This is a genomic window from Streptomyces sp. NPDC001970 (assembly GCF_053594115.1).
The window spans coordinates 59,438-80,753 of record NZ_JBSFDW010000037.1 but is presented as its reverse complement, the minus strand read 5'-3'; the positions used below and the strand labels follow the sequence as shown (position 1 = coordinate 80,753).

Sequence of the window (21,316 nt, the reverse complement as noted above, 5' to 3'; positions counted from 1 at the left end):
CGCACTGCCTCTCGGACACCCCCTTCACCGCCGGGCGCCCGGCGGGCCCTTCCCACTCGACGTCAGGTCGTCGCCGCCCGCAACCGGCGGCGGTCGGACGGAGCAACCGCGGCCTGCCGCGGAGCAGGGCGTGAACCGTGTCACTTCGGAACGATGTGATCGCCCGGCGCCGCCGCCTCTGCGACCGCATCGACGCCTACCACCGCTCCGGTGGACTTCTTGCCGCGCCGCAGCCGCCCCTCCAGCCAGGCGGCGAAGGTGGTGAGGGCGAAGTTCAGGACGACGAAGACCACGGCGACGACCGTGAAGCTGGCGATGGTGTTCGCCCCGTAGTTGGCGCTCATGGGCCGCACCGATGCCAGCAGCTCGGAGAAGCCGAGCAGCGCACCGCCGAGTGCCGTGTCCTTCACGATGACCACGAGCTGGCTGACGATCGCGGGCAGCATCGCCGTGACCGCCTGTGGCAGCAGTACGCACCGCATGGTCTGGCCCTTGCGCATGCCGATCGCCTTGGCCGCGTCCGTCTGGCCCCGGGGCAGGGACAGGATTCCCGCCCGTACGACCTCGGCGAGCACCGAGGCGTTGTAGAGGACGAGCCCGGTGACGACCGCGTAGAGCGGGCGGCTGTCGGGACTGACGTCGGTGAACTCGGAGTACGCCGCGTTGGCGAACAGCATCAGGATGAGCACAGGGATGGCGCGGAAGAACTCCACGAACGCGCCGGCGGCGGCGCACACCCACCTGTGGTCGGAGAGCCGGGCGATGCCGAAGAGCGCTCCGAGGGGCAGGGCGATGACCATGGCGAGGGAGGCGGCGATCAGGGTGTTCTCGAGCCCCGGCCAGATGTAGGTGCTCCAGATGCGCGGGTCGGTGAAGAACGGCTCCCATTTGGCCCAGTCCAGCTGGTTCTTGTCCGCGAGGCTCTGGACCACCCACCACAGCAGCGCGCCGAGGGCGACCAGGAAGGCGACCGTGTACAGGGCGTTGCGCCGCCTGGCGCGCGGCCCGGGGACGTCGTAGAGGACGGAGGTCATCGCCTCACCGCCACCTTCTTGCTCACCCAGCCGAGGAACAGCCCGGTGGGGAGGGTGAGGCAGAGGAAACCGACCGCGAAGATGGCGGAGATGAGGATGAGCTGGGCCTCGTTCTCGATCATCTCCCGCATCAGCAGGGCGGCCTCGGCGACCCCGATCGCGGCCGCCACGGTGGTGTTCTTGGTCAGCGCGATCAGCACATTGGCGAGCGGCCCCACCACCGAGCGGAAGGCCTGCGGAAGGACGATCAGCGTCAGCACCTGGGTGAAGCTCAGGCCGATGGCGCGCGCCGCCTCGACCTGGCCGACGGGCACCGTGTTGATGCCGGACCTCAGCGCCTCGCAGACGAACGCGGCGGTGTAGGCGATGAGTCCGAGCACGGCGAGCCGGAAGTTGATCCCCTCGAACGTGTCCGCGCCGAGGCTGACTCCGAGCGTCTGGAACAGGCCCAGCGAGGTGAAGAGGATGATGACCGTCAGCGGGATGTTCCGCACCACGTTGACGTACGCGGTGCCGAAGCCGCGCATCAGGGGCACGGGGCTGACCCGCATCGCGGCCAGCACGGTCCCCCAGACGAGTGCGCCGACGGAGGAGTAGAGCGTCAGCTGCACGGTCGCCCAGAAGGCCCCCAGCAGGTCGTAGCCCTCGAGGAAGTCGAACACGGTCCGATGCACCTGTCCAGTGGCCTCAGTTGACGATGACGCCGATCTTCGGCGGGGGCTCGTTCTTGTAGCCGGCCGGACCGAAGTTGGCCTCCACGGCCTTCTGCCAGGAGCCGTCGGCGACCATCTTCTCCAGAGCCGCGTCGATCTTGTTCTTGAGTTCGGTGTCGCCCTTCTGCACACCGATGCCGTAGTTCTCGTCGCTCAGCTTGAAGCCGCCCAGTTTGAACTTGCCCTTGAACTGGTCCTGCGCCGCGTAGCCGGCGAGGATCGAGTCGTCGGTGGTCAGGGCGTCGATGACCTTGTTCTCGAGACCGGTCAGGCACTCCGAGTAGCCGCCGTACTCCTGGAGCTGGGCCTGGGGCGCGAGTTTCGTCTTGACGTTCTGCGCCGATGTGGAGCCGGCGACCGAGCAGAGCTTCTTGTTGTTCAGGTCGGAGGGCTTGGTGATGGAGTTGTCGTCCGCCCGCACCAGGACGTCCTGGTGCGCCAGGAGGTACGGTCCCGCGAAGTCGACCTTCTTCTTCCGCTCGTCGTTGATGGAGTACGAGGCGACGATGAAGTCGACGTCGCCGCGCTGGAGCAGCGTCTCGCGGTCGGCGCTCTTGGCCTCCTTCCACACGATGTCGGCCGAGTCGTAGCCCAGTTGCCTGGCCACATAGGTCGCCACGTCGACGTCGAAGCCGGTGAAGTTGCCGTCCGGCGTCTTCAGGCCGATGCCCGGCTGGTCGTACTTGATGCCGATGGTGATCTTCTTCCCGTCGCTGTCCGCGCCGGTGTCGCCTCCCCCGTCCGATCCGCAGCCCGCGGCGGTCAGGGACAGCGCGAGCGCGACGGCGGCCGCCGCGGTGGCCTTCTGAAGCTTCATGGTGATCATCCTCAGTGGTGAAGGATCTTCGACAGGAAGTCCTTGGCACGGTCGCTGCGGGGGTTGGTGAAGAATGTGTCGGGCGTCGTCTCCTCCACGATCCGGCCGTCCGCCATGAAGACCACGCGGTTGGCGGCCGAACGGGCGAAGCCCATCTCGTGCGTGACGACGACCATGGTCATGCCGTCCCGGGCGAGCTGCTGCATGACCTCCAGCACCTCGTTGATCATCTCGGGGTCGAGCGCCGACGTGGGCTCGTCGAAGAGCATGATCTTCGGATCCATCGCCAGCGCCCTCGCGATGGCGACGCGCTGTTGCTGGCCGCCGGAGAGCTGGGCGGGGTACTTGGCGGCCTGGGAGGCGACACCCACCCGGTCGAGCAGGGAGCGGGCCCGCTTCTCCGCGGCCTTCTTCTCCGTCCTGCGGACCTTGATCTGTCCGAGCGTCACGTTCTGCAGCACGGTCTTGTGCGCGAAGAGGTTGAAGGACTGGAAGACCATGCCGACGTCCGCGCGCAGCCGGGCCAGCTCCTTGCCCTCGGCGGGCAGCGGCTTTCCGTCGATGAAGATCTCACCGGAGTCGATGGTCTCCAGCCGGTTGATGGCACGGCAGAGCGTGGACTTGCCGCCGCCGGAGGGACCGATCACGACGACGACCTCACCGCGGTCGATCCGCAGGTCGATGTCCCGGAGCACGTGCAGCGCGCCGAAGTGCTTGTTGACCTTGTGCAGCACGACCAGGGCACCGTCCGTGCCCGCCATGGCAGGGTTGTACGTCACTGTCGCTCCGCTCCTCGGCTTCATGCTCCGTCCTCGCCGGGTCGGCCGCACGCCGGAGGCTGTGCCGGTCGGCGGTCGCGAGGCGAGCCGCACCACCGTGTCGCCCGTCCTCGCCGGGTCGGCCGCACCCCGGAGGCTGTGCCGGTCGGCGGTCGCGATGCGGGCCGCACCGCGGTGTCGCCCGTCCTCGCCGGGTCGGCCGCACGCCGGAGGCTGTGCCGGTCGGCGGTCGCGAGGCGGGCCGCACCGCGGTGTCGCCGGGGCGGGGGCGGTCAGGGAAGCGGCTGCTGCGTCCAGATGGTCTTTCCGCTTGCGCTGCGGCGGGTGCCCCAGTGCTGGGTGAAGTGGGCCACGAGGTCCAGCCCCCGGCCGCCCTCGTCGTCGTCCTCGGCATGGCGCAGATGGGGGGCGGCGCTGCTGGTGTCGGAGACCTCGCAGGTCAGGGTCGTGTCGCGGATCAGCCGCAGCCCGACGGGACCAGAGGAGTAGCGGACGGCATTGGTGACCAGTTCACTGGCGATGAGCTCGGTGCTGAAGGCGAGATCCCGCAGGTCCCAGTCCGCCAGTCTGCCGCCGACCAGCCGACGGGCCGAGGCGGCGCTCGCCGGCTCGTTCGGCAGCGTCCAGGAACCGAGCCGGTCCGCGCCGAGTACGCGGGTGCGTGCCAGGAGCAGCAGGACGTCGTCGTCGGGGCGCTCGGTGAGCATCGCGGTCACCAGGGCGTCGCACAGCTCCCGCACGCTGCCGGTGGGGTCGCCCAACACCTCGCGGTAGAGATCGAGCCGGCCGTCGGTGCCGCCGTGGAGGAGTCCCGTGTTCTGGAGGGTGAGGATGCTGCCCTCGGGGAGCTCCAGCTCGGTGTTCGTGTACGAGGGCAGGCCACGCCCCAGGACCGGTCCCTGCGGGCAGTCGACGAATCCGACCGTGCCGTCGGGCCGGGCGAGTACGGGCGGAGGGTGGCCGGCCCGGGCGAGGACACAGCTGCGGGTGGCCGGGTTGTAGACGATGTAGAGGCACGTCGCGGTCAGGGGTGGCTGGCCGGGATCGTCCGCCGGGTACTCCTGTGCGAGGTCGCCGGTCACGTCGTGGAGTCGTTCGAGGAGTTCGTCGGGCTGCAGCTCCATGGCGGCGAAGGCACTCACCGCCGTGCGCAGCCGGCCCATGGTCGTCACCGTACGCATGCCGTGTCCTGACACATCGCCCGCCACGAGCGCGACACGCGCCCCGGACAGCGGAAGGACGTCGTACCAGACGCCGCTGGAGGCCACCGGCAGATAGGTGTACGCGGTCTCCACGGCCGTGTGCACGGGCAGCCGGGACGGCACGAGTGCGCGCTGGGTGAGGCGGGCGAGGGTGTGCTCGCGCGTGTACTGGCGGGCGTTGTCGACGCAGACCGCGGCCCGCGTGACGACGTCGCGGGCGAGCAGGAGATCGTCGTCCTCGAAGGGCGGGGAGCCTCGCGTGCGGTAGAAGGCCGTCATGCCGAGCAGCACACCGCGGGCGGTGAGCGGGATGGCCATGAGCGAGTGCGCGCCCGCTTCCCGCAGCAGTTCGGCCCTGGCCGGGTCCCGGACCAGCCATGCGTCATCGTTGTCGAGGTGGCGAACGAGCCGGGGCCGCAGATCGGACAGGGCCTGGGCGTAGGGGGTGCCGAAGCGCAGCACGTTGACGTCCCCGATCTCGTACAGGCCCGGCACCGCGATCGCGGCGGAGACCCGGAAGCCCGCCCGGCGCACGGTGACCTGGTCGAGCGGCGGCCCGGGGGCGGGGGCCTCGCCGTGCAGTACGGCGTCCAGGATGTCGACCACCGCCACATCGGCGAGCCCGCGCGTGGCGGCGTCGGCGAGTTCCTGTGCCGTACGGAAGACGTCCAGCGTGGTGCCGATGGTCTCACCGGCCCGGTAGACGGCCTCCAGGCGTCGCTCGGCGCGGTCCCGCTCGGTGACGTCGACCACCATGACGGCAACGCCGAGAGGGCGTCCTTCGGCGTTGTCGAAGCGGAACGCGGAGATGGACAGCGTCCATTCCTCGTCGCGGTTCGGCAGGCGTCCTCGGTACCGGAAGTCGTCGACGGGCCGGCCGGTGTCCAGCACCCCTCGGAGCATGCGCTCCGCATCGCCCGCGACGAATCCCAGGTCCCTCCAGGTACGGCCCAGTACATCGCTGGGATCCATGCCCTGCGCGCCGGGCGCGACAGTGCTGAACCGCACGATCCGCAGCTCCGGATCCAGCACGTGCAGCCCGATCCGGGAGTTGGTGAACAGTGCGTGCAGCAGGGCCGCACCGTATTCGGGGTCCATCCCGTGCGGGACCTCCTCTCTCGTACGGCGCCGGGCGCACACCCCGTGTCGTGCGGTGTCCGGCGCACACCTCGCCCTCCATTGACCCGCAGCGTGATGCGTCCCGCATCTCCTGCGAGTGGCGCGCCCGGCGTCGCGAGGTCAGGCGTTCGGGCGCAGGAATCGCCGCAGTTTCGCCAGGGTCCAGGTGTTGATGATGTCGTGCTTGGTCAGCCAGCCGCGCTGCGCCGTGCCCACTCCGTAGCGCATGTAGGGCAGGTGGGTGACGGAGTGGGAGTCCGAGTTCACGGCGAACTTCACCCCGTAACGCTTCGCGCGCAGGATGTCCTCGTCGCAGAGGTCGAGCCGCTCGGGATGGGCGTTGATCTCCAGAGCGGTGCCGGTTCTGGCACAGGCCTCGAAGACCGCGTCGAAATCGGCGTCGATGCCGGGGCGCTTGCCGATGCGGCGGGTGGTGGGGTGGCCGATGATCGCGACGTACGGGTTCTCGCAGGCGCGGACGAGGCGGCGGGTGAGCTTCTGCCGGCTCTGGTTGAAGTGCGAATGGATCGAGGCGACGCAGATGTCGAAGTCCGCGAGGAAGTCGTCGGGCCAGTCCACATCGCCCTCCGGCCCGATGTTGAGCTCCGTGCCGTGCAGCAGCCGCATCCCCCGGTGCTTCCGGTCGAGCGCGCGGACGCGTTCGCGCTGCGCGAGCATCTTCTCCTTGGTCATGCGCTGCATGGCGAGATCGGGTGCGTGGTCGGTGACCGCGTAGTAGGCGTATCCGCGCTCGGCGGCCGCGGCGATCATGTCCTCCAGCGGGGCGAGGCCGTCGGTGAGGTCGGTGTGGGTGTGCAGGTCGCCTCGGATGTCCTTCTCGGTGACCAGGTCCGGGAGTTCGCCGCGCAGCCCGGCGGCGATCTCACCGCGGTCCTCGCGCAGGGTCGGCGGGATCCACGGCAGTCCGAGGCGGTCGTAGATCCCCTCCTCGGTCCCGGAAGTGATCTTCTTGCCGCTCTTGGCGTCGAAGAGCCCGTACTCGGACAGTTTGAGCTTGTGCCGGACCGCGATCTCGCGGGTGCGGATGTTGTGCGCCTTGGAGCCGGTGAAGTACTGAAGCCCCGCGCCCCAGGAGTCGGGCGGCAGGACCCGCAGATCGACCTGGAGGCCCCGGGAGGTGCGGATGGAGGTCTTCTTCTCGCCGTGCGCGATGACTTCGGCCGTGTACGGGAGGCTCCCGAGCGCCTCCATGAAGGGCGCCGACTTCTCCGCGGCGACCAGGATGTCGATGTCCCCGATGGTCTCGCGCATGCGGCGCAGCGACCCGGCGTACGTGCATCCTTCGCAGCCCTCGATCCGGGACAGCTCGGCGACGATCTGCTCGGCGGAGTCCATCGCCGCGTTGAGGAGGATGCGGTTGCCGGCCTTCTGCATGAGGGCGATGCCGTGGAGGAGGTTCGCCTCGGTCTTCTCACCGAACCCCTTCAGATCGCGCAGCCTCTCCTCGTGGATGGCGTCGAGGAGCTGGTCCACGGAGGAGATCTCCAGCTCCTGGTAGAGCAGCATGGCCTTCTTCGGTCCGAGCATGGGGATCGTCATCAGCTCGCGGACGCCGGACGGGACGGACCGCCTGCGGTCCTCGACGGCGGAGATCTGCCCGGTCGTCAGGTACTCGACGACCTTGTCGGCGATGGACTTCCCGACGTTGGGGATCTCCTGCAGCCCCTTGGCGTCGAGTTTCGAGACGTCGGCGTGGTAGCCGCCGATGGCGCGGGCGGCCTTCTCGTAGGACCGGGCCCGGAAGGCGTCGCCACCGGTGATCGCGATGAGGTCGGCGTACTCCTGGAGGAGCGCCTCGATCTCTTCGTTCGCCCTGGGCATGACTCCAGCGTCACACGGTGTCCGGCAGCGCGCCCGGCTGGTGCGTACACGACATCCCCCGAGGTGGCCCGGGCAGGGGCAGCCTCGCGAAGCGGCAGGTCAGGGATCCGACTGCGTGAATCGGGAACACCTGATCGAGCCGTGGCGTTCTCGCTCGGAAGGCGTCCGTCGTCGACGTGCTCTGCCCGACAGCGCCCTGGCCACCCCTTCGGAGATCCATGTTCCGTTCGCGAACCTCCCCCTTCGCCCTGCGGCGTGGGGCGACCGCCACCGCCGCGCTCGCCGGTGCCGTCGTCGCCGTGCTCGTCGGCTGCTCCACCGGGAGCGGCGCCGGCGCGGCCGACAAGGCGGCGCCCGTGGGCACGGCACCACGGTCGGGCGTGACGACGGCGACACCCGCGGCTCCGCCGGCCGCCGCGCCGACCACGACGCCCACGACGCCCCCCGCTCCCGGCGAGACCGGCGCCCGGACGGAGCCGGCGTCGCTCTCCATCCCTTCGATCGGCATCGAGGGCTTGGGCGTGGTCCCGTACGAGGGGACGACCGACGACCTGCCGGGCACGCGGATCCAGAACGGCGGCGTCGCCGCCAGTCCGTACGGCGAGCACGGCGGCGTCGGCCCGGGCGAGGTCGGGAACTACCTGGTCACGGCCCACCGCCTCTCCGCCGGCGGGCCCCTGCGCGAGCTCCCGTCCGTCGGCGTCGGCGACAAGGTCCTGGTCACCTCCCGCGGCACGATCTACGAGTACACGGTCATCGAGAACCGCAAGACCTCCTTCCGCTCCGAGCGCTCGCTCGCCGAGCAGCGTGCGGCGGTCCCGGGCTCCCCGGGCAAGCAGCCCACCAAGGCGATGATCACGCTCTCGACCTGCGCCACACCGGAGGACAACGCGGCCGGGAACTACTGGCGCGACGACAGGGGCAACCCCGAGCACCGCATCGACCGGGTCGGCGTGCTCACCGCGGTGCGGGACTCGGCGGGCGCCGGCACCGCTCCGTAGAGCGCAGAGGCGCGCGCCGAGGTCACCGCGTCCCCGCGGCGCGCCGCCCCGGCAACAGCTCTCCGATCCGCCCCGGACGAGAGCGAGGCGCACGTGAACGGCTCGCCGACCCCGCGTACCGGTGACCGGCAGCGTTACAGGCACCATCCACGACTTCGTCGATGCTCGACGCCTTCGCGCGGGACGGAGGCGGCCGGGGCCGCCATCGCCCGGGTGCGCCCCGCGGCCCCACCCAGGAACGCGCTCGACGGCAGCGGCCGAGTCCTCCGAGTGACCGAGCGCCGGTGGCCGGCGGCCGTCAGGCGGCCGCGGCCAGCGTGTCCACCAGCCTGCGCCGGGCAGCACGCGCGGCAGGCAGCACCGAGAGCGCGACCGCCCCCAGCACGGCCGCGGCCGCCACCGCCAGCAGGAGCCCCGGGGACGGCGCATGGGCGATACCGGCGCCGATGCCGCTGGAGCGGCCCTCGGCGTCGATCAGCCAGTGCGCGAGGGGCACGCCCAGCGCCGCGCCCGCCACGGCGGCGGCCAACGCGGTGCAGCCGACGGCCGTCACCGTGACCGCCGTGATCTGGCGCGGGGACAGCCCGATCGCCTTCAACGCCAGCAGGTCGCGCTCGCCTTCGCGTACGGTCCCGCCGATCGCCGTCGACAGTTCGGTGAGGCCGATCAGGGCCAGCACGGCGATCAGCCCGACCACGACCCCGCGCATCGGCGAGAGCCGGTCCGCCGGGCTGGTGACCTCGTGGATGTCCAGTCGTCCGCGTGAGGCCTCCGCGAGCGCCGTGCGCACCTCGCCGGGATCCGCTCCCGGGCGCAGCTGGAGCCGGTAGAGCGTCGCGCGCAGCGCCGGGTCGTTCTCGCGCAGGGTGTCGAGCGAGGTGGAGACGGTCCGGCCGCCGTTCTCGGGCTCGATGCTGCGGCCGACGATGTGCAGGACCTGCGGGTGCCCGCCGACCGTCATCCGGACCCAGTCGCCGACGCGTACGCCGAGCAGGTCCAGCAGGCCCTGGCCCGCCACCGCCTCGTCCGGCCCATGGGGGGTCCGGCCCTCGACGACCGTGTACGGATAGGGCTGCTGCCGGGTGCCGAGCCCGCGCAGCGCGAGGGTGCCGGTCTGGCCGGGGACGAGGGCCGCGACCTCCACGCCCGGGTGGGCGGCGGCCACGCGGTCGTCGGCTTCGAGGAGGGCCTGCGCCTCGCGCGGGCCCAGGCTCGGGTCGGCCCGCGCGGTGAGGGCGGCTGCGAGGCCGAGCTCCTCGGGCCTGCTGTCGAAGCGGCCGATGGTCGTCCAGGCGCTGAGGGCCACGGTGATCAGCAGGAGCGGCAGGGCCAGACGGGCGACCGTGGCCGGGCCCTGCGGACCGCGCGCGAACGCCCGGTGGAAGCCGAGGACGAGCGCAGGCGGCACCCCTAGCCCCAGGGCGCGGCGGGCCGGGCCGCTCAGCGGTCCGCCCACGCCGGGCGCGGCCGGCAGCACCGGTACGGGCGGCACCCGGCCCGCCCGCCACGCGGCGAGACAGGTCGTGGCGCCGATGAACAGCACCGCGGCGACCGGCACGGCGAGCAGCGCTGCGGTGTGCGCGGGCAGTTCCTGCCACACGCCGACGGCCTCGCCGAGCCGGCCGGGCACACGGCTGCCGAGCGTTTCGATGAGCGTCGTGGCGACGACCGCGCCGAGCACGGCGAACGCGAGGTGCTGGACGAGGAAGACCCGTACGACCTGGCCCGGGGTGAAGCCGATGGCCTTCAGCACGGAGATGTCCCGCAGATGGCCCCGGACCCGGGTGCTGATCGCGCCGTACACGGCCAGCGCCGCGGCGAGCAGCGCACCGAGCCCGAAGAGTCCCAGCACCTGGCCGAGCAGCCGGGTGTCGCCCTGGGCCTCGGCGCGCGCCTCCTGCCAGTTGGACACGTCGGTGACGGCCCCGGCGCCGAGCCGGGTGACGGCGCGCTGCACGGCGTAGTCGGTGTCGTCGGGGTCGGCGAGGAGCAGCCCGACGACCTGCCCCGGGCGGTCGACGGTGCCCCGCACCGCCTGTACGGCGGAAGGCAGTGCCCAGACGGTGCCGGGGCGTTCGCCGGGGCGGTAGCGGGGCTCGGCGCTGTCCGCGATGCCGAGGACGGTGAAGGTGCGGCCGGTGCCGGGCAGGGTGAGGCTGTCGCCGGGCCCGGCGACCAGCGCCCGGGCGAGACTGCTCTCCAGGACGACGCCGTCGGGGGTGCCGGGGCCGAGCCACCGGCCGGACGTGAGCAGCGGGCGGCCGGTCGTCGGCGGCTCCTGACCCGCGCCCCGCAGTTCCGCGGTGGCCCGTGCACCGCGCGACTCCACGGTCGCGGTGGCGGTGCGGTACGGCCCCGACACGGCTCTGACACCGTCCAGGGCCGCGAGCCCGCCCAGGTCGGCGGCCGGTCCGGTGCGGATCCAGACGTGCGCCCCGTGGGACTGGGCGAAGACGCGCTGCCAGGGGTTGGTCGCGTAACCGAACAGCGCGGCGGCCAGAAGCAGCGCGGCGACGATTCCTGCGGTGGCGGAGACGAGGAACAGCGCTTCGCCGCGGTGCGTGCGCAGATCGGCGTGCGCCCAGCGCAGGGTGGCCCGCACGCGTCAGTCCTTCAGCTCGAGGACGCCGGCCAGACCGATGCCGCGGGCCGGCGTGCCGCCCAGCTCGGCGTCGTCGGCTATGCGCCCGTCGAAGAAGCTGATGACGCGGTCGGCGGCACTGGCGAGCCGTGCGTCATGGGTGACGAGCAGGATGGTCTGCCCGCGCTGGTGGAAGCGGGACAGCAGCCGCATCACCTCGCGCGTGCCCTTGCTGTCGAGGCTGCCCGCGGGCTCGTCGGCCAGCAGCAGCTGCGGATGGTTGACGAGCGCGCGCGCCAGCGCGACGCGCTGCTGCTCGCCTCCGGACAACTCGCCCGGCATGCTGCGCGCCTTGCCCTCCAGGCCCAGCTCGGCCAGCAGCTTCTCCCTCTCGGCGCGGGCCTGTCTGGGGCCGGTGCCGGCGAGGAGCGCGGGCAGCTCGACGTTGTCGGCGACCGTCAGGTTGGACACGAGGTTGAAGAACTGGAAGACGATGCCGATCCGGCGTCGGCGCTCCATCGCCCAGCGCGCCTCGCTGTACGCGTCGGTGCACTCGCCGTCCAGCCAGATGCTGCCGCTGTCCGGGCGCTGCAGCCCGCCGAGGAGATGCAGCAGGGTCGACTTCCCGGCACCCGAAGGGCCGCTGACGGCCACGAACTCGCCGTGCCGTACGGACAGATCCACCCCGCGCACGGCGTGGGCCGGCGCGCCCTCGCCGTGGTGGGTCTTGACGAGGCCCTCGGCCCGCAGCAGCGGAACGGGGCCGGAGTCGGCGTGGTCGGCGGGCTGGCTCATTCCGGCCCCTCCAGCTCCTCCTGGCAGCGCTCCAGCCAGTCGAGATCGGCCTGCAGATGCAGCATGGCTCCCTCGATCAGCAGGTGGGCGATGCGGTTCTCCCGGGCCTCGGTCGCGGACAGCTTGGACAGATTGCGCATGGTGTTGAGGTACTCGCGTCGCTGTTTGTTGATGAGGGCGATCTGGTCGGCGAGACCGGTCTGCGGTGCGAGCGCGAGCTTCATGAAGAACTCGTCGCGCACCCGCGGCTCGTCCGCCGTCTCCTCGAACCAGGCACGCAGCGCTTCCGTCCCCGCGCCGGTGAGTCGGTAGATCTTCTTGTTGGGCCTGTTGGACTGGGCGACCTCCTCGCCCTCGATCAGCCCCGACTTCTCCAGCCGGCCGAGCGTGACGTAGATCTGGCCGACGTTCGGCTGAGGGTACGCGGCACCCAGCAGTTGCTCAAGGTCCTGCTTGAGTTCATAGCCATGGGCCGGGCCCCTGGACAGGAGGGCCAGGAGAGGCAGGCGCACGCGCTCTCCTCCTCATCTGTCCGAAATCCGATAGGGGCCTAGTATCGCCCATGCCTAACGGGTATACATGCCCCTGACGTCGGACAAGGGTGCCCGGCGCCGATGTACTGGGAGGAACCTATGCGGTGGATACGTGCCGCGGGTAGGGGTCTCCTGGTCGCCGCCGTCGTCCTGAGCGGGTACGTCTCCTCGGGCGCGCAGACGGGCGACCGGCCGCCGGGAGCGGCGCACCACGGCGGGCGCGGCCCGATGACGCTGGCGACGGCGGGTGATCTCACCGGCTATCTCGGCCCGCTGCTCGAAGGCTGGAACCGCAGCCACCCCGGCGAGAAGGTCACCCTCGTCGAACTGCCGGACTCGGCCGACGAGACCCGCGCCCAGATGACCACCGAACTGCGGTCGGGAGGCGGCCGGTTCGACATCCTCAACATAGACGTCGCGTGGACCTCGGAGTTCGCCGCCGCGGGCTGGATAGCCCCGTTGGAGTCACGCCGGTTCGACCTCGACGGCCTGCTGCCTCCGGTCGTGGACACGGCGACGTACGACGGAAAGCTGTACGCCGTCCCGTATGTCACGAATGCCGGAATGCTCTACTACCGCAAGGACATCCTCGACCGGGAGGGCGAACGGCCGCCGCGCACCTGGGCGGAGCTCGAGCGCCAGGCGAGGACGATCGCCCCCGCGTACGGCATCGGCGGCTACGCAGGCCAGTTCCTCCCGTACGAGGGCCTCACCGTCAACGCCACCGAGGCGGTCTACTCGGCGGGCGGCACGATCCTCGGCGACGACGGACGGGTCACCCTGGATCCGGCCGCGGCCCGCACCGGGATCGGTTTCCTCGCCCGCGGGGTGCGGGACGGCTGGATCCCGAAGGAAGCGCTGACGTACAAGGAGGAGGAGTCCCGGCAGGCCTTCCAGGACGGCCGGCTGCTCTTCCTGCGCAACTGGCCCTACGCGTACGCCGGCGCCTCCGGCAAGGACTCCAAGGTCGCGGGGAAGTTCGGCGCGGTGCCGCTGCCGGGACCCGGGGGGCCGGGCACGAGCGTGCTCGGCGGATCGAATCTCGCGGTCAGCACGGGCGCACGGCACCCGGAGTCGGCGGGCGACCTGATCGCCTATCTCACCAGCGACCCCGTGCAGCGGAAGGTGCTCACGGAGGGCGCGCTGCCACCCGTGCGGGCGGGGGTGTACGAGGATCCCGAACTCGCGCGGGACTATCCGTATCTGCCGACGCTGCGCGAGAGCGTGCTGACGGCCGCGCCGCGCCCGAAGAGCGCGCGCTACGAGCAGGTGAGCCTGGCGGTTCAAGCGGTCGTGCACGACGCGATGGCGCAGCACCAGGAGCCCGATACCGCCGTGCGCAGGCTGACCAGAGAACTGGTCGCCGTCGCGTCGCGCCGCGGCTGAGCCCGGCAGCGCCGCCACCTCGAAGCCCGTCTCCTACCTACTCGTTAGGTATCTTCACGACGCCTCGAGGGGCGTTGAGGGACCAGAAAATACGGGCAATAGCCCCCAACTCCCCTATGTTTTACGCAGGACCGTTGACACCTTCTTGTCATACCTACTTAACATGCATGCATAACCGCTGGCCCAGCATCTCGGCCGCGGACACCCCTTCATGCAGAAACAGGTCAACGGGTGACGCTCACAGTTCCGGCCGGCGACGGCCTCTCATGCCGCGGCGCGGCTCTCCGCACGGACCACCACTGGTGGCGCGAAGCGGTGATCTATCAGGTGTACGTCCGCAGCTTCCTGGACAGCACCGGCGACGGCATCGGCGATCTCGCCGGGGTCCGCGCCGGGCTCCCGTACCTCAAGAAGCTCGGCGTCGACGGAATCTGGCTGAGCCCGTTCTACCCCTCGCCGCAGCACGACCACGGCTACGACGTCGCCGACTACTGCGACGTGGACCCGGTCTTCGGCGACCTCGCCGAGTTCGGCCGGCTGATCGCCGACGCGCACCGGCTCGGCATCAAGGTGCTCCTCGACATCGTCCCCAACCACTGCTCCAGCGAGCACGCGTGGTTCCGCGAGGCCCTCGCCACGGGGCGGGGCAGCGAGGCGCGCGCCCGGTTCCACTTCGCCGAGGGCCGCGGCCCCGGGGGTGACGTGCCGCCGAACAACTGGCACGCGATGTTCGGCGGGCCCGCCTGGAGCCGGGTCACCGAGCCGGACGGCACCCCGGGCCAGTGGTACCTGCACATGTTCACGCCCGAACAGCCCGACCTGAACTGGCGCAACCCCGAGACCGCGGCCCACTTCGACCATGTCCTGCGCTTCTGGCTCGACCGCGGCGTCGACGGTTTCCGCATCGACGTGGCCGCCGGACTGTTCAAGCACCCGGAGCTCCCGGACTCCCCCGACCCGGAGGCCGACTCCCGCACCCGGGACTCGGTCAACCCGCTCGCCTGGAACCAGCCCGAGGTGCACGAGGTGTGGCGCCACTGGCGGGCGGTGTGCGAGGAGTACACGACACGGGACGGCCGAGAGCGGCTGCTGGTCGGTGAGGTGTCGGTGCCGACGGCACGCGAACACGCCCAGTACGTGCGCCCGGACGAGCTGCACCAGGCCTTCTTCTTCGACCTGCTCGGCGCCCCGTGGGACGCCGACATGTTCCGCAAGGTGATAGCCGAGGCGATGCAGGACATCGCGGGCACCGGGTCCACGGTCACCTGGGTCCTCAACAACCACGACCAGGTCAGGACCGTCACGCGGTACGGGGAGTCCGGCACCGAGGGCAGCGGACTCGGCGCGGCCCGGGCGCGGGCGGCTGCGCTGCTGATGCTGGCCCTGCCGGGTGCCGCGTACATCTACCAGGGCGAGGAGCTGGGCCTGCCGGAGGTCGTGGACCTGCCGGACGAGGTGCTCACCGACCCGATCTTCCGGCGCACGGGCAGCAGGGCACGCATCCGCGACGGCTGCCGGGTGCCGCTGCCGTGGTCGGGCCACGCGTCACCGTTCGGCTTCACCTCGGGGGCCGACGGCGCCAAGCCGTGGCTTCCGCAGCCGGGCTGGTTCGCCGAGCACGCCACCGACCGCGCGCTCGCCGACACCCGCTCGTTCTGGCACCTGTACCGCGACGGCCTGCAGTTGCGCCGCGGTCTGCCGCAGCTGGGCGAGGGCACCCTGCGCTGGCTCGACTCCGCACCCGGGGTCCTCGCCTTCGTCCGGGGCGACGGGCTCGTCTGCGCCGTCAACTTCGGCACCGCGCCCGTGCCCGCCCCGGTCTCCGGTGCCCCGCTGCTGTCCAGCGGGCCCTGCCCCACCGGCGTACTGCCCGGATCCACGGCCGCCTGGTGGATCAGCGACTGCACCGGCCCCTGACCCCGACACGGCTCCCCGAACTCCCGCAACCCCGCAATCCCGCTCCTTCCCTCCCGCCCCTTCCCCTGCTCCAGAAGGACATCAACGATGACGTCACAACGCATTCTGCTCGCAAGCTGCACGGCCCTGACCCTCGCCCTCGGCGCGACCGCCTGCGGCGGCGGCCCCGTCACCACCGCGAGCGGCGGCGACAAGTCGCTCGACGGCCAGACCATCACCGTCGCGGGCGTCTGGTCCGGCGCCGAGCAGAAGAACTTCCAGAAGGTCCTCGACGCCTTCACGGCCAAGACCGGGGCCAAGACCCAGTTCGTCTCCACCGGTGACAACGTCTCCACGGTCGTCGGCAGCAAGATCGAGGGCGGCAACGCCCCCGACGTGGTGATGGTCCCGCAGGTCGGCGTCCTCCAGCAGTTCGCCAAGCAGGGCTGGCTCAAGCCGCTCTCCAAGACCGCCGAGAAGGCCGCCGAGACCAACTTCGCGAGCGTGTGGAAGGCGTACGGCACCGTCGACAACACCTTCTACGGCCTGTACTTCAAGGCCGCCCACAAGTCGACCGTCTGGTACAGCCCCGACGCCCTCGACCAGGCGGGTGTGAAGGCGCCGAAGACGTACGCGGAGATGCTCGACGCCGGGCGGGCCGTCTCCGACTCCGGGCTGCCCGCCTTCGCGGTCGCCGGCGAGGACGGCTGGACCCTCACCGACTGGTTCGAGAACATCTACCTCTCGCAGGCCGGGCCCGAGAAGTACGACATGCTCGCCGCCCACACGCTCGAGTGGACCGACCCGAGCGTCGTCAAGGCGCTGACGACCCTCGGCGCGCTGTTCGCCGACAAGGAGCTGATCGCCGGCGGTCAGAAGGGCGCCCTGAGCACCGACTTCCCCGGCTCGGTCGAGAAGGTGTTCGGACCCGACCCGGAGGCCGGCCTCGTCTACGAGGGCGACTTCGTCGCCGGTGTCGCCAAGGACCAGTTCGGCAAGAAGATCGGCGAGGACGCCGCCTTCTTCCCGTTCCCCGCGGTCGACGGGGGCAAGGCACCCGTCGTCAGCGGCGGTGACGCCGCCGTCGTCCTCAAGGACGGCAAGAACCAGAAGGCGGCCATGGCGTTCCTGGAGTACCTCACGACTCCCGAGGCGGCCGCCGTCTGGGCCGAGGCCGGCGGCTTCCTGTCCCCGAACAAGACGCTCGACCTCGCCTCGTACGGCGACGACACCACCCGGCAGACGGCCAAGTCGCTGATCGAGGCCGGCGACTCCGTCCGCTTCGACATGTCCGACCAGGCACCCGCGGCGTTCGGCGGCACCAAGGGCGCGGGCGAGTGGAAGCTGCTCCAGGACTTCCTGCGCGACCCGTCGGACGCCAAGGCCACCGCGGCGAAGCTCGAGGCCGCGGCGGCCAAGGCGTACCAGGGCTGATCGGTCATGACCACCGCTGTCACCTCCTCCGCCCCGGAAGCGGCGGGACCTCCCCCGCTCTCCGGGGCCGCGGATCCCCGGCGCCGCGCGCAGCGGCGCCTGCGGATCATCGCCGTGGCCTTCGTCCTGCCGGCGCTGTTGCTGCTCGGTGCGCTCGTCGTCTACCCGGTGCTGTTCTCGGTCGGCCGGAGCTTCTTCGACGCCGGCGGCACCCGCTTCGTCGGCGGCGAGAACTACACCGAGATGTTCCGCGACCCGGCCACGCTCAAGGCCATCCGCAACAGCGCCATCTGGGTGGTCGTCGCCCCGACACTGCTCACCGGCCTCGGCCTGATCCTCGCCGTGCTGGTGGAGAAGGTCCGCTGGGCCACGGCGTTCAAGCTGCTGCTGTTCATGCCGATGGCGGTGTCCTTCCTCGCCGCGGGCATCATCTTCCGGCTCGCGTACGACGAGGACCCCGACAAGGGCGTGCTGAACGCGGCCGTCGTCGGAGTGCACGACGCCTTCGAGGGCACGTCCTCGTATCCGAACGCCCGCGCCCGGGAGGGTCAGGGCCTGACGAAGGCCGCGGACGGGTCGTACGCGACGGCCGAGGCGGTGTCCCCGGGAGGGCGCAGCATCAGCCTCGGCCTCGTCGGCGTACCGCCCAAGGAGCTGCCCGCCGAGGCGAGGCCCGCCCACGCGGCGGCCGCCCGGCAGGCGGCTGCGCGCGAGCTGCTCGGCGTCGTCTACCTGGACTTCACCCCGGGCGGCGGCGGTGAGCAGGGGAAGGCCGACAAGGCCGAGAGCGGCCTGCCGAGGATGACGGTCGAGGCGGTGCGCGACGGGAAGGCGATCGCCGCCGCGACGACCGCCGCCGACGGCTCCTTCCGCTTCACGGACCTGGACCCCGGCTCGTACACCGTGCGGCTGCCCGCGGCGAACTTCGCCCAGCCCTACGAGGGCGTCTCCTGGCTCGGGCCGGCGCTCGTCACTCCGGCGATCATCGGCGCCTATCTGTGGATCTGGACCGGCTTCGCGATGGTGCTGATCGGTGCGGGCCTGTCCTCGCTGCCGCGCGACACGCTGGAGGCGGCGCGGATGGACGGCGCCAACGAGTGGCAGGTGTTCCGCAGGATCACCGTGCCCCTGCTCGCGCCCATCCTGACCGTGGTCTTCGTGACCCTGGTGATCAATGTGATGAAGGTTTTCGACCTCGTCTACATCATCGCACCGGGGCCGGTGCAGGAGGACGCCACCGTGCTGGCCACCCAGATGTGGCTGGTCTCCTTCGGCGGCGGCAACAACCAGGGGCTGGGCAGCGCGCTCGGTGTGCTGCTCCTGCTGCTGGTGATCCCGGCCATGGTGTTCAACGTCCGCCGATTCCGCAGGAGTCAGTCATGAACCGGCTCGGCAGCTGGCTGGGCCATGGCCTGGTCCAGGCGTTCCTGGTGGTCATCGGGCTCGTGTGGATCACTCCGCTCGCCGGCCTCCTCCTCTCCTCGATGCGCTCGGCACAGGACAACGCGGGCAGCGGCTGGTGGACGACCCTGACGAGCCCGGGACAGCTGTCCTTCGACAACTACTCGGCGCTGCTCGGCAATGCCGGGATCACGCAGGCGTTCTGGAACACCGTGCTGATCTCGGTGCCGACGACCGCCCTGGTCATCGTCGTCGCGGCGCTCGCCGGATACGCCTTCGCCTGGCTGGAGTTTCCCGCCAGGGACTGGCTGTTCCTGCTGGTGGTGGCGCTGCTGGTGGTACCGGTCCAGGTCGGTCTGCTGCCGGTCGCGAAGCTCTTCGGCCAGTTGGGGCTGTTCGGCACGATCCCGGGCGTGGTGCTCTTCCATGTCGCCTACGGGTTGCCGTTCGCCATCTTCCTCCTGCGCAACTACTTCGCCGACATCCCGCGCGAAATGCTGGAGGCCGCGCGGATGGACGGGGGCAGCGAGTGGCGGATCTTCACCCGGCTGGTGCTGCCGGTGGGGCGGCCGGCGATCGCCAGTCTGGCGATCTTCCAGTTCCTGTGGGTGTGGAACGACATGCTCGTGGCCCTGCTGTTCGCGGACAGTTCGTCCCAGCCGCTCACGGTGGAACTGCAGTCGCAGGTCAGGCAGTTCGGCAGCAACATCGACGTCCTGGCGCCGGGTGCCTTTCTGTCCCTGATCGTGCCGGTGGTGGTCTTCTTCGCCTTCCAGCGGCACTTCGTCCAGGGGGTGATGGCGGGCTCGGTGAAGTAGCCGCCACGCCATGACAGCACGCCGCCCTGCCGGTCGCCCGCACGAGCGGGCGGACCGGCAGGGCGGCGTGGCGACGGTGGTCAGGAGCGGTGCAGCAGTGACCTCATGGCCGCCAGCAGCGTGGCCTCGGCATCGGGCACCGCGTCGGCCGACCGCCAGGCCACGAAGCCGTCCGGGCGTACGACCACGGCGCCGTCGGCCGTCGTGCCGTGCAGCTCGGCCCAGTCGACGCCCTTCTCGGGGACGAGATCGGCGTCCGGTCCCTCGCCGATCCGGTACGCCGGGAACGTGAGGGACAGCCGGTCGGCGACGTGCGCCGCGGCCTCGTACCAGGCCTGATCGCCGTCGGATCCGCACAGCAGGACGAACGTACGCTCGTACAGGTCCACGGTGGACACCTGCCGGACGCTGCCGGGCCGGTGCAGCCACATGTGCGGGGCGCGGCTTCCGGGCTCGCCGGTGATCTCCATCCGCAGGGGCATCACGGAGAGTTCGGGGTCGACGCCCAGGACCGCGCCGCGCGGGTAGCGGTAGCCCATGGCGACGGTGAGCATCCCGCTCTGCCTGCCGCCGGGCATGTCCGGGCCGGGGGCGTAGCCCGGGTGGCTGTGCTCCACCGAGCGGGCCGATGCGCGGGCGCTCGTGGCCTGGGCCACCGGCTTGCGCTCGGCCTCGTACGTGCCGAGGAGACCGGGCCCGGCGGAGCCGTCCAGCGCCAGGGCGAGCTTCCAGGCGAGGTTGTGCGCGTCCTGGATGCCGGTGTTGGAGCCGAACGCGCCGGTCGGCGACATCTCGTGGGCGGAGTCGCCCGCGAGGAAGACCCGGCCGTCGGCGTACCGTTCGGCGACCCGCTCGGCGGCGTGCCACGGGGCCTTGCCGGTGATCTCGACGTCGATGTCGGGGGCGCCGGTCGCCTTGCGGATGTGGGCGATGCAGCGCTCGTCGGTGAAGTCCTCCAGGGCCTCGCCGCGGTCGGGCTGCCACGGCGTGTGGAAGACCCAGTTCTCCACGTTGTCCACCGGCAGCAGGGCGCCGTCCGCCTCGGGGGCGGTGAGGTAGCACACGATGAAGCGCCGGCCGCCGACGACGTCCGCGAGCCTGCGCGAGCGGAACGTGATGCTCACGTTGTGGAACAGGTCGCCCGGGCCGGTCTGGCCGATGCCGAGCTTCTCGCGGATGGGGCTGCGGGGTCCGTCGGCCGCGACCAGATAGTCCGCGCGCACCGTGCGGCGCTGTCCGGTGTCACGGCTCTCGATGACGGCGGTGACGCCCCTGGCGTCCTGCTCGAAGGACTTGAGCTCGGTGGAGTACCGCAGGTCGCCGCCGTTCTTGCGGGCGCAGTCCAGCAGCACCGGCTCCAGGTCGTTCTGGCTGCACACGCACCACCCGGTCGGGCTGAACCGGGCCACCCCGCCGCCGGGGTCGATCTCCTTGAGCAGCCACTCGCCCTCGTCGCCCACGAGTGACGGCGTCTGGAGAATGCCGTGGTTGCCGGCGAGAAGGGACGCGGCGTCGTGGATGAGCGGTTCGGCACCGGCGACCCGGAACAGCTCCATGGTGCGCACGTTGTTGCCGCGTCCGCGGGGGTGTCTCGAGGTGCCGGCGTGCCGCTCGACGAGCATGTGCCCGACGCCGAGGCGACCCAGGAACAGCGATGTGGACAGACCCACCAGGGATCCGCCCACGATCAGGACCGGCACGCGGTCGTCGACGTGTTCTTCCATCAGTAGCTCCAGCTCCAGCCGCCGGTAAGGGGAATGGAGTTTCCATGCCCTTGCGGGAGGGCCTCGATCGCCCCTTCACCCGCTTGGTTCACACATCTCGCGCCACCCGTGGTACCGGCCGAAGATCGAAGCCGGACAGCCCCATCGTGTCAGCGGTGACAGGCCGTCCGATCCGTCGGATCTCTCACTCCGAACCGCGGAGAGCCGGCTCCGTGCCACACGAGTGGCGCGGCTTCACTGT

General features: G+C 71.1%; 16 protein-coding genes. 6 read left to right on the top strand and 10 right to left on the bottom strand.

The genetic code is table 11. From position 1 onward, the window contains the following. Nucleotides 1-140: 140 nt before the first annotated feature. The 6 genes from ACWCP0_RS33450 to polX form a co-directional block, all read right to left on the bottom strand. Nucleotides 141-1,034 (bottom strand): amino acid ABC transporter permease, encoded by an 894-nt coding sequence (locus ACWCP0_RS33450; protein ID WP_451082513.1) that lies wholly within the window; start codon nucleotides 1,032-1,034, stop codon nucleotides 141-143. Then, complete coding sequence (locus tag ACWCP0_RS33445) at nucleotides 1,031-1,696, bottom strand: amino acid ABC transporter permease (RefSeq protein WP_451082512.1); 666 nt, start codon at nucleotides 1,694-1,696, stop codon at nucleotides 1,031-1,033. Before ACWCP0_RS33445 ends, ACWCP0_RS33450 begins: the two co-directional genes overlap by 4 nt. A 25-nt stretch (nucleotides 1,697-1,721) precedes the next feature. Beyond that, on the bottom strand, nucleotides 1,722-2,564 hold the full coding sequence (locus tag ACWCP0_RS33440; RefSeq protein ID WP_451082511.1) for a glutamate ABC transporter substrate-binding protein: 843 nt from the start codon (nucleotides 2,562-2,564) through the stop codon (nucleotides 1,722-1,724). A gap of 11 nt (nucleotides 2,565-2,575) precedes the next feature. Beyond that, the gene (locus tag ACWCP0_RS33435; protein WP_451082522.1) at nucleotides 2,576-3,325 is read right to left on the bottom strand and encodes an amino acid ABC transporter ATP-binding protein; all 750 of its coding nucleotides are present in this window, start codon (nucleotides 3,323-3,325) and stop codon (nucleotides 2,576-2,578) included. 290 nt (nucleotides 3,326-3,615) lie between these two features. Beyond that, the gene (locus ACWCP0_RS33430; RefSeq protein ID WP_451082510.1) at nucleotides 3,616-5,643 is read right to left on the bottom strand and encodes a SpoIIE family protein phosphatase; all 2,028 of its coding nucleotides are present in this window, start codon (nucleotides 5,641-5,643) and stop codon (nucleotides 3,616-3,618) included. A gap of 141 nt (nucleotides 5,644-5,784) precedes the next feature. Further along, nucleotides 5,785-7,506 (bottom strand): DNA polymerase/3'-5' exonuclease PolX, encoded by a 1,722-nt coding sequence (gene polX / locus ACWCP0_RS33425; RefSeq protein WP_451082509.1) that lies wholly within the window; start codon nucleotides 7,504-7,506, stop codon nucleotides 5,785-5,787. Between the two features lie 218 nt (nucleotides 7,507-7,724). On the opposite strand from polX, the gene ACWCP0_RS33420 reads away from it, so the two are divergent. Further along, on the top strand, nucleotides 7,725-8,507 hold the full coding sequence (locus ACWCP0_RS33420; RefSeq protein WP_451082508.1) for a class E sortase: 783 nt from the start codon (nucleotides 7,725-7,727) through the stop codon (nucleotides 8,505-8,507). 298 nt (nucleotides 8,508-8,805) lie between these two features. Here ACWCP0_RS33420 and ACWCP0_RS33415 read toward each other — a convergent pair whose 3' ends face one another. From ACWCP0_RS33415 to ACWCP0_RS33405, 3 genes are read right to left on the bottom strand one after another with little or no spacing between them, the layout of a single operon-like run. Beyond that, the gene (locus tag ACWCP0_RS33415; RefSeq protein WP_451082507.1) at nucleotides 8,806-11,109 is read right to left on the bottom strand and encodes an FtsX-like permease family protein; all 2,304 of its coding nucleotides are present in this window, start codon (nucleotides 11,107-11,109) and stop codon (nucleotides 8,806-8,808) included. A 3-nt stretch (nucleotides 11,110-11,112) separates the two neighbouring features. Further along, nucleotides 11,113-11,883 carry an ABC transporter ATP-binding protein gene (locus tag ACWCP0_RS33410; RefSeq protein ID WP_451082506.1) on the bottom strand — a complete coding sequence of 257 codons (771 nt, stop codon included), beginning with the start codon at nucleotides 11,881-11,883 and terminating at the stop codon, nucleotides 11,113-11,115. After that, nucleotides 11,880-12,395, bottom strand: a complete 516-nt coding sequence (locus ACWCP0_RS33405) for a PadR family transcriptional regulator (RefSeq protein WP_451082505.1) — start codon at nucleotides 12,393-12,395, stop codon at nucleotides 11,880-11,882. Before ACWCP0_RS33405 ends, ACWCP0_RS33410 begins: the two co-directional genes overlap by 4 nt. 120 nt (nucleotides 12,396-12,515) lie before the next feature. On the opposite strand from ACWCP0_RS33405, the gene ACWCP0_RS33400 reads away from it, so the two are divergent. From ACWCP0_RS33400 to ACWCP0_RS33380, 5 genes are all read left to right on the top strand, one after another. Further along, nucleotides 12,516-13,802 (top strand): ABC transporter substrate-binding protein, encoded by a 1,287-nt coding sequence (locus ACWCP0_RS33400; protein ID WP_451082504.1) that lies wholly within the window; start codon nucleotides 12,516-12,518, stop codon nucleotides 13,800-13,802. A gap of 231 nt (nucleotides 13,803-14,033) precedes the next feature. Next, complete coding sequence (locus ACWCP0_RS33395) at nucleotides 14,034-15,719, top strand: glycoside hydrolase family 13 protein (protein WP_451082503.1); 1,686 nt, start codon at nucleotides 14,034-14,036, stop codon at nucleotides 15,717-15,719. 87 nt (nucleotides 15,720-15,806) lie between these two features. After that, nucleotides 15,807-17,132: an ABC transporter substrate-binding protein gene (locus ACWCP0_RS33390; protein WP_451082502.1), complete on the top strand. Its 1,326-nt coding sequence runs from the start codon at nucleotides 15,807-15,809 to the stop codon at nucleotides 17,130-17,132. A 6-nt stretch (nucleotides 17,133-17,138) separates the two neighbouring features. Next, a complete protein-coding gene (locus tag ACWCP0_RS33385) occupies nucleotides 17,139-18,515 on the top strand; it encodes a carbohydrate ABC transporter permease (protein ID WP_451082501.1) in 1,377 nt (458 codons plus the stop codon). Next, complete coding sequence (locus ACWCP0_RS33380) at nucleotides 18,512-19,351, top strand: carbohydrate ABC transporter permease (RefSeq protein ID WP_451082500.1); 840 nt, start codon at nucleotides 18,512-18,514, stop codon at nucleotides 19,349-19,351. Before ACWCP0_RS33385 ends, ACWCP0_RS33380 begins: the two co-directional genes overlap by 4 nt. Before the next feature lie 80 nt (nucleotides 19,352-19,431). Here ACWCP0_RS33380 and ACWCP0_RS33375 read toward each other — a convergent pair whose 3' ends face one another. Then, nucleotides 19,432-21,075, bottom strand: a complete 1,644-nt coding sequence (locus ACWCP0_RS33375) for an FAD-dependent oxidoreductase (protein ID WP_451082499.1) — start codon at nucleotides 21,073-21,075, stop codon at nucleotides 19,432-19,434. Nucleotides 21,076-21,316 lie beyond the last annotated feature (241 nt).